The organism is Erwinia sp. SLM-02 (genome assembly GCF_037450285.1).
Classification (GTDB): domain Bacteria; phylum Pseudomonadota; class Gammaproteobacteria; order Enterobacterales; family Enterobacteriaceae; genus Erwinia.
In genome coordinates this window covers 438,391-453,821 of sequence record NZ_JAQISN010000003.1, presented here as the reverse complement: position 1 = coordinate 453,821, position 15,431 = coordinate 438,391, and the positions used below count along the sequence as shown (strand labels likewise).

The following is a 15,431-nucleotide window of genomic DNA, read 5'->3' as shown; positions in this document are numbered from 1 at the left end:
GACTCATGTCGCAAGATGCCGATGTATCAGTAAAACACAATACCTCACCGGTGCCGGGTAATAAGCTGGGGTTCCTCTCCCTTCTGTCGGTATCCGTCGGCCTGGTTGTCTCACAGGGCGTGATGGTGATGATGCTCCACGCGGCCGGTATCGCCGGTTTAAGCCTGATTCTGCCGCTGACCCTCGCCTGGCTTCTCGCCCTCAGCTATGCCTGCTCGTTTTCAGAGCTGTCGTTGATGATCCCGCGCTCGGGCAGCCTGTGCAGCTATACAGAAGTGGCCCTCGGCCATTTCCCCGCCATTATCGCGACCTTTTCCGGTTATATCGTCGTGGCGATGTTTGCGCTTTCCGCCGAGCTGCTGCTGCTGGATTTGATCATCGGTAAGGTATTCCCGCACAGCTCACTGCCGCCGCTAACCGTGGCCGCCGGCGTGCTGCTGCTGTTTACCCTGTTTAACCTGATGAATATCGATATTTTTGCCCGTCTGCAAACGGCGCTGGCGGTCATCATGATGGTGGTGCTGCTGGTGCTGGGGATTTGTGCCATTACCAGCCCGCATGCGGAAACCGTCACCAGCCTGGTCGCTCAGGGGAGTGTGGCACCGCAGGGTTGGGGATGGGGGGCGGTCGCCCTGGTGGCTACCACCGTCTGGGGCTTCGTCGGCGCGGAGTTTGTCTGCCCGCTGATTGAAGAAACCAAACGGCCCCAGCGCGACATTCCGCGGGCCATGATGATCGGTTTAACACTGATTTTTGTCACTATCATTCTTTACTGCCTCGGCGCGCTGCTGGTTCTGCCGCGTTCGGCGCTGACCGGGGACGATTTACCCCATTATCTGTTTGCCACCCGCGTGTTTGGGGAGGGCGGCAAGCTGCTGCTGCTAGCCGCCGCGATCACCGCCACCTGCAGTACCCTGAATTCATCGCTGGCAACGATTCCGCGCATGCTCAGCGGCATGTCGCAAAACGGTCAGGCCTTCCCTTGCTTTAATATCCACAGCCGCAACGGCGTGCCGTGGGTCGCCGTGGTGTTTGTCGCCGCCATTACCGGCCTGCCGCTGCTGCTGATGAATGCCGACTCCATCAGCCTGCTGCTGCTGGCCGCCGCAATCTGCTGGCTGCTGGCTTACATCATCACCCACATCAACGTCATCGTTTTACGCCGTCGCTATCCGCACCTGTCGCGCCCGTTCCGCACCCCCTTCTATCCGCTGCCGCAGATACTGGGGATCGTCGGCATGCTGTATGCCATCTGGAATGCCTCCCCCACCGCCGATATGGCAGGTGAAGTCTTTGCCGTCGCCGGCGGCGTGCTGGCGGTGGTGGCAATTATTGGCGCGCTGTGGGTGAGGCTGGTGATGCGCAAACCGCTGTTTACCCCGGAACCCATCGAGAAAGCGCTCAATCCCCCCCATAAAAACTGAATCAGGCAGGAAAAAACCTGCAGTACCCTACACTGACTGGAGAACTATTTATGAAAGAAAACGATGCAAAACAGCACAGTACCCGCACCTGGCAGAGTATGGATGCGGCGCATAATATGCATGCCTTCGTCGACCAGAAAAAACTGAACGCCGAGGGGCCGCGCGTGATGAACCGTGCAAAGGGACTGTACCTCTGGGATAACGACGACCGTCAATATCTGGACGGCATGTCCGGGCTGTGGTGTACCGCTTTAGGCTACGGCCGCCAGGATTTGATTGAAGCCGCCACAAAGCAAATGGCGCAGCTGTCCTATTACAATATGTTCTTCCACACCACCCACCCGTCGGTGATTGAGCTCTCCGAACTGCTGTTCAGCCTGCTCCCCGATCGCTACAGCCACGTGATTTATACCAACTCCGGATCGGAATCCAATGAGGTGCTGATCCGCACCGCACGCCGCTACTGGCAGGTCGTGGGCAAGCCGGAAAAACGGGTGATGATTGGCCGCTGGAACGGCTATCACGGCTCTACGCTGGCCAGTACCGCCATGGGCGGGATGAAGTTTATGCACGCGATGGGCGGCATGCTGCCGGATATAGCCCACATTGATGAACCTTACTGGTTCGCCCACGGTGGCAACCTGACGCCGGAGGAATTCGGCCTCAGGTGTGCCCGTCAGCTGGAGGAGAAGATCCTTGAGCTGGGCAGTGAGAACGTGGCCGGATTTATCGCCGAGCCGTTCCAGGGCGCGGGCGGAATGATCTTCCCACCGGAGAGCTACTGGCCGGAGATCCAGCGCATCTGCCGCCAGTACGATGTGCTGCTGTGCGCCGATGAAGTCATCGGCGGATTTGGTCGTACCGGAGAGTGGTTCGCCCACCAGCATTTTGGCTTCGAGCCGGACACCATTACCATCGCCAAAGGGCTGACCTCGGGCTACATTCCGATGGGCGGATTGATCCTTTCAAGGCGAATGGCGGAAGCGCTGGTCGAGCACGGCGGCGTGTTTGCTCATGGCCTGACCTACGCCGGGCATCCGGTGGCGGCGGCGGTGGCCATTGCAAATATCAAAGCACTGCGGGATGAAAAAATCGTCGATCGGGTAAAAAACGATACCGGTCCCTACCTGCAACAGCGCCTGAGAGAGACCTTCCGCGATCATCCGATGATCGGCGAGATCCAGGGAACAGGCCTGGTAGCCGCGCTGCAGTTTACCGCCGATAAAGCCACGCGGCGGCGCTTTACCAATGAAGATGAGATTAGCTGGCGCTGCCGCAGCTTTGGCTTCGAGGAAGGCGTCATCATCCGCTCAACGCAGGGCCGGATGATTATGGCTCCGGCGCTGGTTGCCACTCATGCCGAACTGGATGAGCTGGTGGAAAAAACCCGGCGGGCTGTGGAACGCACCGCGCAGGAATACAAGATTCGATAAATCATTAATGGCAGACCGCACGCGGTCTGCCGTCTTCCCTTAACGCTCCACCAGCGCAAACTCCTGCTCGCTGTAGCGCTCTCCGGCAATATTCGCCGGGGCAAACAGCGTATTCAGCGTGGCAAGATCGCGGTCGTTAATGACCACATCGGCCGCCGCACAGTTATCCTCCAGATGGGCCAGCTGACGCGCCCCTGGGATCGGCACGATATTCTCCCCCTGCGCCAGCACCCAGGCCAGCGCCAGCTGGGCCGGGCTGGCCCGATAGCCCTGCGCCATCTCCGTCAGCTGCGCGACCAGTTTCTGATTTTGCTCCCACGCCTGCTGCTGGAAGCGCGGCAGATAGCGGCGGAAATCATCCTCCGCCAGCGTACCGGCTGCCGCCACTTTACCGGTCAGAAATCCCCGGCCCAGCGGGCTGTAGGGAACAAAACCAACGTCCAGACGACGGCAGGTTTCAAGCAGTTCCTGCTCGGGGTCGCGGCTCCACAGCGAATATTCACTCTGCACGGCAGCGATGGGATGCACCGCCTGCGCGCGCCGCAGCGTATCGCTGGAAATTTCTGACAGGCCCAGATGCAGGACCTTACCTTCGCGAACCAGATCGGCCATCGTGCCGACCACCTCCTCCACCGGTACAGCAGGATCGGGGCGGTGCTGATACAGCAGATCGATGGCCTCTATCCCCAGACGCTGTAGCGAAGCTTCCACCACCGCACGGATGTTTTCCGGACGGCTGTTCACGCCTTTAATTCGCTCCCAGCCTTCGCCCTCATCGGTGATATGGAAGCCAAATTTGGTGGCAACTTTGACCTTACCCTGATGCCCCTTCAGCACGCGGCCAAGCAGCGATTCATTGGTAAACGGGCCGTAAACCTCTGCCGTGTCGAGAAAATCCACCCCAAGGTCGAAGGCACGATGCAGCGTATTGATGGCCTGGCGCTCATCGCTGGCACCGTAGGCGAAGCTCATCCCCATGCAGCCCAAGCCTATGGCGGACACCTGCAAACCCTGACTGCCTAACGTTCTTTTTTTCATGGTAATACTCCGGTTAACTGGCGATGAAGCAGTTATACTTTCTGCGGATTAAATCAACAATTGATGCCGTTTAACCGGTTTAGTGAAAAATAATCATCAATATGAAAAACCGCACCACGCTCCAGGAACTGGAAATTTTTGCCGCCATTGCCCGCCACCTGAACTTTCGCAAGGCGGCGGAAGAGCGCAACGTTACGCCGTCAACGCTCAGCCATACCATGAACCATCTGGAGCAGCGCATTGGCGTCAGGCTACTGAACCGCACCACCCGCAGCGTCTCGCTGACCGAGGCCGGGCGCGCCTTTCTCTCGCGTATTGAACCGGCGCTGGTGGACCTCTCCAGCGCAGTGGATGAGCTGAACAACTGGCGGGCCGATCCGCGCGGCACGGTGCGCCTGAACATGCCGCGCAGCGCCGCAACGCTCTGGCTTCAGCGGATCCTGCTGCCGTTTCGCCAGCGTTACCCGGACATCGCGCTGGAGATCGCCACCAGTGACAGCCTGGTCAATATCATTGACGAGGGTTTTGATGCTGGCGTTCGCTTCGGCGAGGCTATCCCGCAGGATATGGTCGCTATACCCTTTGGCCCGCCGATACACGGGGCGGTGATCGCCAGCCCGGCGCTGATTGCAGAGTACGGTACGCCGCAGCATCCCGAGCGGCTGGCGGGCTACCCCTGCATTCAGCGGCGCTTCCCCAGCGGCATGCTGTACAAATGGGAGTTTCAGGCGGAGGGGAAACCCTTTGACGTGGCGGTCAACGGCGACCTGACGCTGGATAACGATATGCTGATGATTCAGGCTGCCCGCGCCGGCGCGGGCGCGGCGCTGGTGATGCGCGAACTGGCACAGCCCTGGCTGGCCAACGGCACACTGGTGGAAATTCTGGCCGATTATGCCGCCAGGCCGGAGGGGCTGTGGCTTTACTACCCCAGCCGCAAATATCACTCCGCCGCGCTGCGCTGCTTTATTGAGTGGGTGCAGCAGGTCAATCGCGGCATGATAGACTTGCCTGATGCCTCAGACGCCGGGAAATTCTTATGATTATTGATGAACCGCTTACCCGCTTTGTCCTTGCCGACCGCCCCGCTCATCATGTGCTGTACCTGACGCTGCACCGCGCTTCGCAGCGCAATGCCTATAACGCGATGATGATTGCCGAGCTGGAGCAGTGGCTGGACTACAGCGAGCAGAACCCGGACATCTGGACCGTGATCCTCACCGGCAGCGGCAGCGCGTTTTGCAGCGGAGCAGATTTACAGGAAGCCTTTATCGACGGCGGTAAAAAGGTGCGTAATCGCCACGGCGGTTACAATCCCCTGCAGCACCAGCCCCGGCGTAAAATCTGGATCGCGGCCCTGAACGGCCATGCGATCGGCGGCGGGCTGGAGATGGCGCTGGACTGCGATTTTATCGTTGCCGGCGACCGGATAAAAATCGCCCTGCCGGAAGTTACGCACGGCCTGCTGCCGCTCGGCGGGGCCATCAGCCAGCTTGCGGCGCGCCTGCCGGTCAATATTGCTCGTGAGCTGCTGCTGACCGGAGAGGCCATCGATGCGGATCGGGCGCTGGCGCTGGGATTGTTTAATCAGTTGGCCGCGCCTGAAGGCCTGAAAGATGCGGCGCTGACGCTGGCGGCACGCATTAATCGCAGCGCCCCGCTGGCGGTACGGGCGTGCAATGCGCTGCTGAAACAGCATCTGAATACCGCTGCTGACGGCGAAGATGCACAGCTGAAAGATCCTCTACCCGCCGCCGGTGAGGATACGCAGCAGCACGCCCCTCTGCCCTCTGCCGGGGATGCGCTACGCCTGCTTCAGCAGAGCGAAGACTATCAGGAGAGCCTGCGCGCCTTCAGCGAACGCCGCCCGCCGCAGTGGCGCGGCAGATAACAGCGGGAAATTCTACATGAAGAACTGCGGTATTTTTGAAATACCCGTTCTGACGAGAGTAAAGCTCACTCTACAGCGCCTGCGCACGGAATAGCGCGCTCAGCCCCAGGCCACCGGCAATCCCCAGCATCGCCAGGCCAAAACCGTCTTCGCCCTCGGCGGTTACCAGCTGGCTGAACAGCCGCGTCACCATCATCGCGCCGGAAGCGCCGTAGGGATGGCCCAGCGCGATGGCTCCCCCCTGGCGGTTAACGCGCTGCTCGCCGATACCCAGCGCATCCAGCGATCCCAGCACCTGGGCGGCAAAGGCTTCATTAAACTCAATAGCCGCCACCCGATCGAGATCCAGCCATGGCTGCCTCACCAGCAGCTTCTGCGTGGCGGGAACCGGCCCCAGCCCGAGGTAATTCGGGTCAACGCCGGCGCTACAGGCATCAACAAAGCGCAGCCCGCGCACAAAGCCGCACTCGCGCGCCAGTCGGCGGCTCATCACCAGCAGCAGCGATGCACCGTCGTTAAGCGGACAGCAGTTGCCCGCCGTTACGCTGCCATCGGCGGCAAAGGCGGGCGGCAGCGCGGCCAGCCGGGCAAGTGAAGTTGTCGGGCGCGGGCATTCATCCTGCGCGATCGCCTGCCCCGCCACGTTCAGCGGCACGATCTCATTCTGGAATGCGCCCTGCTGCTGTGCGGCAACGGCCCGCTGGTGGCTGCGCAGGGCAAACTGGTCCTGTCGTTCCCGGCTGATGCCACAGCGGCGGGCTACGTTTTCTGCCGCTTCCCCCATCTCCGGGTCGCCGATAGCGTCCGGGGAAAAACGGGCGCGGCCATAAAAACGCGGCTGCTGCTTCAGCGAACCGGGTTTTTCCACCCGCCACGGTGCGGTACTGACGCTCTCCACGCCGCCGGCCAGGTAGCACTCTCCCGCCCGCGCCTGGATCAGGCGGCAGGCGTTGATCGCGGCCTCCAGCCCTGAACCACACTGACGGTCGACCGTCACTGCCGGAACCTCCAGCGGCAGCCCGGCGCTAAGCGCCGCGAGGCGGGCAATATTCCCGCCGCCGCCGGTCGCATTGCCGATAATCACCTCATCAATAGCGCGAAAGCCCGCCGGCAGCATACCAATCAGCCTGCCGAACAGCGGTGCCAGCAGCGCCTCCATCGGCAGCGCGGCCAGCATGCCGTATGCCCTGCCGACCGGCGTGCGGACCGCCGCTACGATGATGGGCTGCCAGTCATCTTCCGGCTGATAGTTCAGTGAGATCGGTTCTGAATTCATGATTTGCGATCCTTAATTCCAGCTCGGCACGTTTAATTTTTCCAGCGGGCGTGAGTGGCCAGCGGCTGATATGATAATAGTGACGCGGCAATTTATATTTCGCCAGATACTCACGGCATATTTCCGGGATCGTTTCCGCCAGGCTGAATTCCGCCTCAATAACAGCAACGATCTTTTTCCCCAGATAATTATCATCAATGGCAACGACTACCGCCTCAATAATTCCAGGGATCGATTTGATCGTCGTTTCTATTTCAGACAGATAAATATTATTCCCGCCGCTGACGATCATATTTCCGCGACGGCCAATAATATGCAGGCTCCGTTGTTCATCCAGATAGCCGATATCCGATACCGTGGCCCCCCACGGCGTTTTTTTAAATGCGCTGCCGTCATCGCCCCATAAATAGCCATCGATGATCTGTTCGCTGCGAATAAAAATCCGCCCCGGCTGATTCGCCGCCACCGGCGCACCGTCGTCGTCGAGGATCTCAATGGTGGTACCCGGGAAAGCCTGCCCGACGGTGGCCAGGGAATCGCGGATGCTGTCATCGTTCAGCGTGGAGACGGCGACGAATCCCAGCTCCGATGCACCATAATACTCCTGCATTCGCGCCGCCGGAAACAGCGCCCGCGCCTGCCGGTAGTGGTTCAGTTCCAGTTTGGCTCCGGCACTGAGCAGGTTGCGTAATCCGGGAAAAATCTGGCCATCGGCCACGCGGGAAAAACCGGCAATCATCGTGGGAACCACCACCAGCCGCTGGATCTGCTGCTCCACGATCAGCGCCAGTGCGGCATCAGGCTGCCACTTTCCGAGGCTGTAGAAGCACCCGCCCGCATAGAGCGTCTCATTCAGACAGTAGAGGCCGATGCCGTTCGAGAGCGGGCCGGGAAACAGCGTTGACGGCGCATCCGCCAGCTGAAAGATCGCTTCGCCGTTTTCAAAGCTGCTGCGCCAGGACCGACGCGAACGGACAAACGCCTTCGGCAGGCTGGTAGTGCCGGAGGTAAAGTTAATCAAAAACGGCGTTGCGTCCTGCATCCCCCGGCAGAATCCGGCCACGTCTTCAGTCACGGGAGGGGCATCCTCCAGCCACCGATCCACCGCCAGCCAGCGGATCTGCAGTTCATCCGCCAGCGCGATCGTTGCCCGATCCTGCTGATTAAGCAGCAGCAGATCCGGCTTAATACGGCTCAGCATTGCGTGCAGCTGCACGTCAGGCAGGTGCGGATCGATTATCGCTGCGGTAAAAGGCTGCGCCGTGGCCGCCAGCCAGGCGGTCGGGAAAGCAATGGCATTGCCGGTGGCGATCGCCACGGTATGCCCGGCTGAAGGCTGGTCGAGGAGATACTGATACAGTGCCTGCGATCCGGATAGCAGCTGCTGCCAGCTCAGCGTCTGGCCATCAATATTCACCGCGACAGACTGAGGAAACTCCCGGGCGTGCTGCTGAACCCTGTCGTGGACCGGCATCAGGCACCGGCCCCTGATTGCGGAAAATGACGGGTTAATGCCGTGCGGGTTTCATCGGGGATCGGACAAGGCTTATTATCGGCAGGATTAATGCAGACCCAGACCAGTTTTCCTTCAGCGGCGAGAATATCCTTGCTCTGTAAATTCAGATGAATAGAAAATATTAAGCTGCTGTTGCCGAGCTTCTCTATGAATACCTGCGGCTCAACCACATCGTCGACCGATAAGGGGAAATGAAAGGTGGCTTCGCATTTTTTAACGTGATAAACCACGCCTGCCGTCTGCGGGCGAAATAACGCTAAAATATCTGCACGGCGAAAGGCATTAACCACGGCATCTTCACAATAATCCAGGTAAACTGAATTATGGACGTGACCATGCAGATCGATATCACGCATTGATACGCGGAATGTTTCACTATTATACTGCTGCATAAAAATCATCAACCTGTAAACCAGAAACCACTAAAGAAAATATACCATGAAAGAGAGTTTATTCACCAGAGCGATGGTTCGCGAGTTCGGTAATATCAGGGATATTCTGCGGCTGGAATCCGGTGAGCTGAACGAATTATCCGCCGGTCAGGTGCGGATTAAGATGGCATGGGCGACGATTAACCCCTCTGATATTATTACTATTTCCGGCGCTTACCGTTCGCGCATTGCCCTGCCTTTCGTACCGGGCTTTGAAGGCATTGGGCATATTTTTCAGAGCAACGACCCTTCCCTGACGCCCGGGCAACGGGTGCTGCCGGTGGGCAGTATGGGTGCCTGGCAGACCTATAAGGACAGCGATGCGCAGTGGTGTTTTACCCTGCCCGACTTCGTCAGCGATCGGCAGGCCGCGACCAGCTATGTGAACCCAATGACCGCCCTGCTGATGCTGACCGAAGAGCTGCACTTCACTCCCGGCATGCGGGTAATCATCAATGCGGCTAATTCGGCGATTGGCAAGATGCTGATCCGCATTGCCGGCCATCTCGGCATCAGGCCGATTGCGATTGTACGTAAGGCAGAGAACCTGGCGCAGTTCGACGGCTATCCTACTGAGACGATACTGAACAGCGGCAGCCCGGATTATCCGCAGCAGCTGGCGGCTCTGCAGCGAAGCGGCGGCGTGGAGGCGATTCTGGACTGCATTGGCGGTGAAGAATCGTTGACGCTGGCGCAGGCGCTGATGCCGGGCGGGCAGTTTATTCACTATGGTCTGCTTTCCGGTCAGCCGATCCCTCCGGCGTTCTGGCGCAGCAGGCCGGATATTCGTTTTTCTAATTTCCATTTACGGTTGTGGGTACATGGTCATGAGAAGGCGCTGGTGCAGCGGCGCATTAATGAGGTGATGGCGCTGATCCGCGACGGGGTGATTGCCACCGAGGTGGTGGCCGAGTTCGCGCTGGCGGATATTCATCAGGCGGTGGAGGCGGTGCTGTCCGGGGAGTTGAAAGGAAAAATTCTGCTGAGGCTGTAAACGTGGCGCTGTTTGACGGTGCGGATGATGGCGCTGGCTGGCAGTGCCCCCGATCGAGCGGTCCTCGCGCCGCTTCGCGGTCCCTTCACTTCGTTCGTCAGCCGGTCGGACCGCCACAGACGGGCGTCCTGCCCGGCTGTGACTTTCGTCCGCGTCCATGCGGCCGAATCCTGGCTTCCTCTCTCCGCTCAGCGCTGCGGATTGCCCTCTCGGGGGCACTGCCAGCCTGCTCTCAAGCTTTCGCATTGCCTTAAAATCTAAAAGCGATGAAACAACTAAAGGGGCAGCCTCTGCTGCTGCGCCAGGGCATCCGCAGCGCTGAGGTGGAGCCATTGCGCCAGGAGACGGCAGCAGGGATGCTGGCGTCAGGCCTGGCTTGAACAGGGACGTTCAATCCAGGCCGATCCGTTCGGCACAATGGCGTTACCGAAGGCACCGCAACGCGGCGTGAGGACCGCCCTGAAGCAGCAGCAGAGGCTGAACCCATACGACTATTTTACCGCGCATCGCGCTGCGGATTGCCCTACCTGAGCAGAACCAGCCCGCTCCCATCTTTCGCGTTGCCTGAAAACAGATGGCTTTTCACTCTTGAGACAGTTACCAAGAACTCGCGTTTATACGTGTCGATCGGCTGGTCGGTTGTTATCTATTGAGTTGCCAGAATGAAGCATTGTTCCTTGTGGACGAACTCAATGATCTTTCCAAATCCAAAAGCGATGAAACATCTAATGGGGCAGCCTCTGCTGCTGCGCAAGGGCATCCGCAGCGCTGAGGTGGAGCCATTGCGCCAGGAGACGGCAGCAGGGATGCTGGCGTCAGGCCTGGCTTGAACAGGGACGTTCAATCCAGGCCGATCCGTTCGGCACAATGGCGTAACCGAAGGCACCGCAACGCGGCGCGAGGACCGCTCTGAAGCAGCACCAGAGGCTGAACCCCAACCACCAGTTCCACAGCGCCGTCTTGTGGCCTAAGTGCCACGCACGGCGTGAGGACCGCCCTGGAGCAGCAGCAGGGGCTGAACCCCAAACGCCTGTCCCACAGCGTAGAACGTTATCCCAGCGTCGGGTACGCCCGCCGTACCGCCCGAACAATCACCGCCGCCAGCACCACCTTCACGATATCGCCCGGCACAAACCCCAGCGAACCCAGGGCGGCCTGCTTCAGCGTGATGCCCGCAACGGCAGCAATCCACGGAATACCGCAGGCATAAATCACCACGATCCCGCCCAGTGCAATAATCAGCAGCTCCTTCACCAGCGTCAGTGAACGCAGGCCGCGCTGGTACAGTAAGCCGATGACCAATGCCGCCAGCGGCCAGGAAAGAATAAACCCTCCGCCCGGCCCCATATAAACCCCCAGCCCGCCGCGCCCGCCGGCCAGCAGCGGCAGCCCGATGGCCACCAGCAGATCGAACAGCACCATCGCCAGCGCGCCGCGCTTAGCACCGGCAATCGCCCCTGCCAGCATACAGCCCAGCGTCTGTGCGGTAATCGGCACGCCAATCACCGGCAGGCTGAAGGCCGGGAACAGGCCCAGCGCCGCGGTCATCGCCGCAAACAGCGCAATATAAACAATATCTCGGGTGGACATTAAGAGCCTCTCGACTTTGCAGCATCGCTGCGGGGATGTTTTAGCTGAGGATCGTATGCGCGGGCTTCCAGCGCCGCCGCAATGTCATCAGCCATTTTCAGGGTACGGACAATAACCGGGATCGCTACGGCAATCACACTGCGATCGAGGCCACGCGCTTTTTGCGCTTCACGCACCTCGGCGGTGATGGCGGCCAGCACCGGAATAAAACGCAGAGCCAGCGAGAGTGCCAGGCTGACCTTCGCCGGATTGATGCGCAGAAAACGCAGCCAGAACAGCCCGCTTTCCAGCGCATCAATCATCTCGGTGGTGCGCGTAGTCAGCGTTACCAGCGCCGCCAGCAGCAGCAGTGCTGAAAGACGCGCCACAACCAGCACGCCGGAAAGCCAGTCAACCATCCACCACTGCACGGCGAACAGCAGCCCCAGCACCCACAGCAGTGGTTTCAGCTGCAGCAGCATCATTTTCGGTCCAATACCCGCCAGCGGGTAAAGTGCCGCAACTACGGCCAGCGTGGACAGCACGGCCGCCAGCAGGGGAAAAACAAACAGCAGCGTACCGACCAGGGCCAGAGAGAGAATTTTTACTCCCGGCGGCAGGCGATGGATAAGCGAGTTACCCGGTACGTAATCACTCAGGGTCATGACATCATCCTGACATATTCTTTCAGCGCCACGGCGGGCACATCATCGACGGCAACTTCCCCGCGTTCAAACACCAGAACGCGGTCAAAATCCTGCAGAAACTCCAGATCGTGCGAAACGACGATCGCGGTTTGATCCAGCTCGGCAATCGCGGCGGCAATTCGCCGCTTGTTGCGCAGATCCAGCAGCGTGGTGGGTTCATCAAACACAATGTATTCCGGCTCCATCACCAGCACGCCGGAGATCGCCAGCAGCTGCTTTTGCCCGCCGCTGAGCAAATGCGCCGGATGCTGCCGCAGATCCTGCATATCGTAGCGGGTCAGCGCCGCGTCGGTGCGTTCACGGATCGTGGCTTTATCCAGCCCGAGGTTTTTCATGCCAAAGGCCAGATCCTCTTCCACTACCGGAAAGACGATCTGATTGTCCGGGTTCTGGAAGACAAAGCCGACTTTACGCCGTACCGCTTTACCCTGCTGGCGGGTATTCAGGCCGTCGATCAGCACATCGCCCTGGGAAGGCAGCAGTAATCCGTTCAGCAGGCGAACGAAGGTACTTTTGCCGCAGCCGTTGCTGCCAACGATGCCGATACGCTTCTCGGTGAGCTGAAGGTTGATATTTTTCAGTACTTTTCGATCGCCGTAAGCGTGGGAAACCCCGTTCAGTTCAATCATCAGAATGTCTCGCTCAGGACGGTTTACGCGGTCGATGCTGGCGGCCGATCGTCAACTGCTCAATGACGGCGGCCGGTGACAGCGACATCACAAAATCCACCGCGCGGCAGATATCTTTCGTGCTCAGCATCTCTTCCGCTGGCAGCCCCGAACCGACGGCCATATCGGTATCCACCACGTCCGGGCACAGCGTGGTGACTTTAATCCCCAGCGCGCCCAGCTCGCGGGCAATGGAGCGGCTGTAGCCGACCAGCGCGTGTTTGCTGGCGGCATAGCTGGCGACGCTGCCGAAGGGCTGCACGCCGCTCACCGAGGCAAGATTGAAGATGCGGCCATCGCCAGACTTCTGCAGCCACGGCGTGCACAGCTGGCAGAGGTGATGGATAGCGGTAACGTTGGTCGCCAGCAGCGCGCTGAAATCATCCAGCGGCGTCTGCGTGGAGCCCGGGCGGAAAATACCGGCGGCATTGATCAGCACGTCCAGCCGCGAGTGGCGGGAAAGCGCCTGCTGAACCTGCTGCGACACGCTGGCAAAATCACAGACGTCCAGCGCCAGCGTCTGCACGCGGGACGGATCGAACCCGGCGGCGAGCGCAGCCAGTGCCTGCGCATCACGCGCAAGCAGAATCAGATGATATCCCTGCGCATAGAAATGACGGGCGAGATGGTGGCCAATGCCACGGCTGGCACCGGTAATCAGGGCGACGTTGTTTGACACGGAGAGCCTTAAATCTGAAAACATAAGCGGCAAAGATACGCTATTTAGCGTAAAAGGAAAAATACGTTTTTGGTTTACAAGTCGGTTAAATCCAGGCTGGCGGGGAAATTCCACTTCGCCAGTCAGCACCAGGCCAGTCAAGGCTGAGTGCGGTCTGTCGCCCGGAAAAAGCCGTAAAAAAGCCGCTATCCGTTGAGAATAGCGGCTTAATTCTCGCTAACTAACGCGAATTACCCCTTGCGGGGCCGTCAGCGATTACTTCTTCTTCGCTTTCGGGTTTGGCAGGTCGGTGATGCTGCCTTCGAAGATCTCAGCCGCCAGGCCAACCGATTCGTGCAGAGTCGGGTGAGCGTGGATGGTCAGCGCCAGGTCTTCAGCGTCGCAGCCCATTTCGATTGCCAGGCCGATTTCGCCCAGCAGCTCGCCGCCGTTAGTACCAACAATCGCACCACCGATAACGCGGTGAGTGGTTTTGTCGAAGATCAGCTTGGTGATACCGTCTGCGCAGTCGGAAGCGATAGCACGGCCTGAAGCAGCCCACGGGAAGGTGGCGGTTTCATAGCTGATGCCTTTCTCTTTCGCTTCTTTCTCGGTCAGACCCACCCAGGCAACTTCCGGCTCGGTGTAGGCGATAGATGGGATCACTTTCGGGTCGAAGTAGTGTTTCTTACCAGAAATCACTTCTGCCGCTACGTGGCCTTCATGCACGCCTTTGTGTGCCAGCATTGGCTGACCCACGATGTCGCCGATAGCGAAGATGTGCGGTACGTTGGTACGCATCTGCTTGTCGACGCGGATAAAGCCGCGATCGTCCACTTCCACGCCCGCTTTACCGGCATCCAGACCTTTGCCGTTCGGTACACGACCGATAGCCACCAGCACCGCGTCGTAACGCTGTGGTTCTGCCGGCGCTTTCTTGCCTTCCATTGTCACATAGATACCGTCTTCTTTCGCTTCAACGGCGGTGACTTTGGTTTCCAGCATCAGGTTGAACTGCTTGGAGATACGCTTGGTGAATACTTTCACCACGTCTTTATCTGCCGCAGGAATCACCTGGTCAAACATCTCAACCACATCAATCTGTGAACCCAGGGCATGGTAAACCGTACCCATTTCCAGACCGATGATACCGCCACCCATCACCAGCAGACGCTCTGGGACAGATTTCAGTTCCAGCGCATCGGTAGAATCCCAAACGCGTGGATCTTCGTGCGGGATGAATGGCAGCTGAATTGGGCGGGAGCCCGCCGCGATGATGGCATTGTCGAAAGTGATCGTGGTGGTTTCACCCTTCTCATTTTCCACAACCAGAGTATTTGCGCCGGTAAATTTACCCAGGCCGTTAACCACGTTCACCTTGCGGCCTTTCGCCATACCGGACAGACCGCCGGTCAGCTGGTTAATGACTTTCTCTTTCCAGGCGCGGATCTTGTCAACGTCGGTTTGCGGCTTGCCGAACACGATACCGTGAGCTTCCAGCGCTTTCGCTTCTTCAATCACCTTCGCCACGTGCAGCAGGGCTTTAGAAGGGATACAGCCGACATTCAGACAAACACCACCAAGGGTGCTGTAACGCTCAACGATGACGGTCTCCAGACCTAAATCCGCTGCACGGAAGGCTGCAGAGTAACCTGCAGGACCTGCCCCAAGTACCACGACTTGAGTTTTAATTTCTGTACTCATCATGACCTCTTATTTGATAGTCCGGCGGGTCAGACAGCTTTTGATTCAACGCCCTTCTTCCACCGGGACGCGTTCACCGCAAGAGTTTACAGAATTGTTAAAAATCTGCAAACCGCAGTGCC

General features: G+C 59.1%; 15 protein-coding genes. 6 read left to right on the top strand and 9 right to left on the bottom strand.

Annotated features, from left to right (window positions below; translation table 11 throughout):
* Window positions 1–5: 5 nt before the first annotated feature.
* Together PGH32_RS18930 and PGH32_RS18925 are read left to right on the top strand one after the other, a co-directional pair.
* Window positions 6–1,424, top strand: coding sequence for an APC family permease (locus PGH32_RS18930; RefSeq protein WP_314421133.1), 1,419 nt, complete (start codon window positions 6–8; stop codon window positions 1,422–1,424).
* 50 nt (window positions 1,425–1,474) lie between these two features.
* A complete protein-coding gene (locus PGH32_RS18925) occupies window positions 1,475–2,857 on the top strand; it encodes an aspartate aminotransferase family protein (RefSeq protein ID WP_337894834.1) in 1,383 nt (460 codons plus the stop codon).
* 39 nt (window positions 2,858–2,896) lie between these two features.
* On the opposite strand, the gene PGH32_RS18920 is transcribed toward PGH32_RS18925, so the two are convergent.
* A complete protein-coding gene (locus tag PGH32_RS18920; RefSeq protein ID WP_337894833.1) occupies window positions 2,897–3,895 on the bottom strand; it encodes an aldo/keto reductase in 999 nt (332 codons plus the stop codon).
* A 101-nt stretch (window positions 3,896–3,996) separates the two neighbouring features.
* Here PGH32_RS18920 and PGH32_RS18915 point away from each other — a divergent pair, with 101 nt between their 5' ends.
* Window positions 3,997–4,938 carry a LysR family transcriptional regulator gene (locus tag PGH32_RS18915; RefSeq protein ID WP_337894832.1) on the top strand — a complete coding sequence of 314 codons (942 nt, stop codon included), beginning with the start codon at window positions 3,997–3,999 and terminating at the stop codon, window positions 4,936–4,938.
* Complete coding sequence (locus PGH32_RS18910) at window positions 4,935–5,786, top strand: enoyl-CoA hydratase/isomerase family protein (RefSeq protein WP_337894831.1); 852 nt, start codon at window positions 4,935–4,937, stop codon at window positions 5,784–5,786. The genes PGH32_RS18915 and PGH32_RS18910 overlap by 4 nt, the downstream gene beginning before the upstream one ends.
* 70 nt (window positions 5,787–5,856) lie before the next feature.
* Here PGH32_RS18910 and PGH32_RS18905 read toward each other — a convergent pair whose 3' ends face one another.
* Genes PGH32_RS18905 through PGH32_RS18895 form a run of 3 tightly spaced genes read right to left on the bottom strand, consistent with a single transcriptional unit; the run spans window position 5,857 to window position 8,970 of the window.
* A complete protein-coding gene (locus tag PGH32_RS18905) occupies window positions 5,857–7,062 on the bottom strand; it encodes a thiolase family protein (RefSeq protein ID WP_337894830.1) in 1,206 nt (401 codons plus the stop codon).
* A complete protein-coding gene (locus PGH32_RS18900) occupies window positions 7,019–8,536 on the bottom strand; it encodes a class I adenylate-forming enzyme family protein (RefSeq protein WP_337894829.1) in 1,518 nt (505 codons plus the stop codon). The genes PGH32_RS18905 and PGH32_RS18900 overlap by 44 nt, the downstream gene beginning before the upstream one ends.
* A complete protein-coding gene (locus PGH32_RS18895) occupies window positions 8,536–8,970 on the bottom strand; it encodes an acyl-CoA thioesterase (protein WP_337894828.1) in 435 nt (144 codons plus the stop codon). The genes PGH32_RS18900 and PGH32_RS18895 overlap by 1 nt, the downstream gene beginning before the upstream one ends.
* A gap of 46 nt (window positions 8,971–9,016) precedes the next feature.
* On the opposite strand from PGH32_RS18895, the gene PGH32_RS18890 reads away from it, so the two are divergent.
* Entirely contained in the window at window positions 9,017–10,003 is a 987-nt protein-coding gene (locus tag PGH32_RS18890; RefSeq protein ID WP_337894827.1) for a zinc-dependent alcohol dehydrogenase family protein, read from the top strand.
* Window positions 10,004–10,695: 692 nt separating this feature from the next.
* Window positions 10,696–10,833: a hypothetical protein gene (locus tag PGH32_RS18885; protein ID WP_337894826.1), complete on the top strand. Its 138-nt coding sequence runs from the start codon at window positions 10,696–10,698 to the stop codon at window positions 10,831–10,833.
* Window positions 10,834–11,053: 220 nt separating this feature from the next.
* On the opposite strand, the gene PGH32_RS18880 is transcribed toward PGH32_RS18885, so the two are convergent.
* The 5 genes from PGH32_RS18880 to lpdA form a co-directional block, all read right to left on the bottom strand.
* On the bottom strand, window positions 11,054–11,593 hold the full coding sequence (locus tag PGH32_RS18880) for a biotin transporter BioY (protein WP_200545234.1): 540 nt from the start codon (window positions 11,591–11,593) through the stop codon (window positions 11,054–11,056).
* Window positions 11,593–12,237 (bottom strand): energy-coupling factor transporter transmembrane component T family protein, encoded by a 645-nt coding sequence (locus tag PGH32_RS18875; RefSeq protein ID WP_337894825.1) that lies wholly within the window; start codon window positions 12,235–12,237, stop codon window positions 11,593–11,595. The genes PGH32_RS18880 and PGH32_RS18875 overlap by 1 nt, the downstream gene beginning before the upstream one ends.
* On the bottom strand, window positions 12,234–12,908 hold the full coding sequence (locus tag PGH32_RS18870) for an energy-coupling factor ABC transporter ATP-binding protein (RefSeq protein WP_314421175.1): 675 nt from the start codon (window positions 12,906–12,908) through the stop codon (window positions 12,234–12,236). The genes PGH32_RS18875 and PGH32_RS18870 overlap by 4 nt, the downstream gene beginning before the upstream one ends.
* Before the next feature lie 13 nt (window positions 12,909–12,921).
* The gene (locus PGH32_RS18865) at window positions 12,922–13,650 is read right to left on the bottom strand and encodes an SDR family NAD(P)-dependent oxidoreductase (RefSeq protein ID WP_337894824.1); all 729 of its coding nucleotides are present in this window, start codon (window positions 13,648–13,650) and stop codon (window positions 12,922–12,924) included.
* 231 nt (window positions 13,651–13,881) lie between these two features.
* Entirely contained in the window at window positions 13,882–15,309 is a 1,428-nt protein-coding gene (gene lpdA / locus PGH32_RS18860; protein WP_314421181.1) for a dihydrolipoyl dehydrogenase, read from the bottom strand.
* Window positions 15,310–15,431: the final 122 nt, after the last annotated feature.

Bases quoted from the DNA above. Each gene is read 5' to 3' on its own strand.
- PGH32_RS18930 (WP_314421133.1), top strand. From the start codon at position 6: ATGTCGCAAGATGCCGATGTATCAGTAAAACACAATACCTCACCGGTG.
- PGH32_RS18925 (WP_337894834.1), top strand. From the start codon at position 1,475: ATGAAAGAAAACGATGCAAAACAGCACAGTACCCGCACCTGGCAGAGT.
- PGH32_RS18920 (WP_337894833.1), bottom strand. From the start codon at position 3,895: ATGAAAAAAAGAACGTTAGGCAGTCAGGGTTTGCAGGTGTCCGCCATA.
- PGH32_RS18915 (WP_337894832.1), top strand. From the start codon at position 3,997: ATGAAAAACCGCACCACGCTCCAGGAACTGGAAATTTTTGCCGCCATT.
- PGH32_RS18910 (WP_337894831.1), top strand. From the start codon at position 4,935: ATGATTATTGATGAACCGCTTACCCGCTTTGTCCTTGCCGACCGCCCC.
- PGH32_RS18905 (WP_337894830.1), bottom strand. From the start codon at position 7,062: ATGAATTCAGAACCGATCTCACTGAACTATCAGCCGGAAGATGACTGG.
- PGH32_RS18900 (WP_337894829.1), bottom strand. From the start codon at position 8,536: ATGCCGGTCCACGACAGGGTTCAGCAGCACGCCCGGGAGTTTCCTCAG.
- PGH32_RS18895 (WP_337894828.1), bottom strand. From the start codon at position 8,970: ATGCAGCAGTATAATAGTGAAACATTCCGCGTATCAATGCGTGATATC.
- PGH32_RS18890 (WP_337894827.1), top strand. From the start codon at position 9,017: ATGAAAGAGAGTTTATTCACCAGAGCGATGGTTCGCGAGTTCGGTAAT.
- PGH32_RS18885 (WP_337894826.1), top strand. From the start codon at position 10,696: ATGATCTTTCCAAATCCAAAAGCGATGAAACATCTAATGGGGCAGCCT.
- PGH32_RS18880 (WP_200545234.1), bottom strand. From the start codon at position 11,593: ATGTCCACCCGAGATATTGTTTATATTGCGCTGTTTGCGGCGATGACC.
- PGH32_RS18875 (WP_337894825.1), bottom strand. From the start codon at position 12,237: ATGACCCTGAGTGATTACGTACCGGGTAACTCGCTTATCCATCGCCTG.
- PGH32_RS18870 (WP_314421175.1), bottom strand. From the start codon at position 12,908: ATGATTGAACTGAACGGGGTTTCCCACGCTTACGGCGATCGAAAAGTA.
- PGH32_RS18865 (WP_337894824.1), bottom strand. From the start codon at position 13,650: ATGTTTTCAGATTTAAGGCTCTCCGTGTCAAACAACGTCGCCCTGATT.
- lpdA (WP_314421181.1), bottom strand. From the start codon at position 15,309: ATGAGTACAGAAATTAAAACTCAAGTCGTGGTACTTGGGGCAGGTCCT.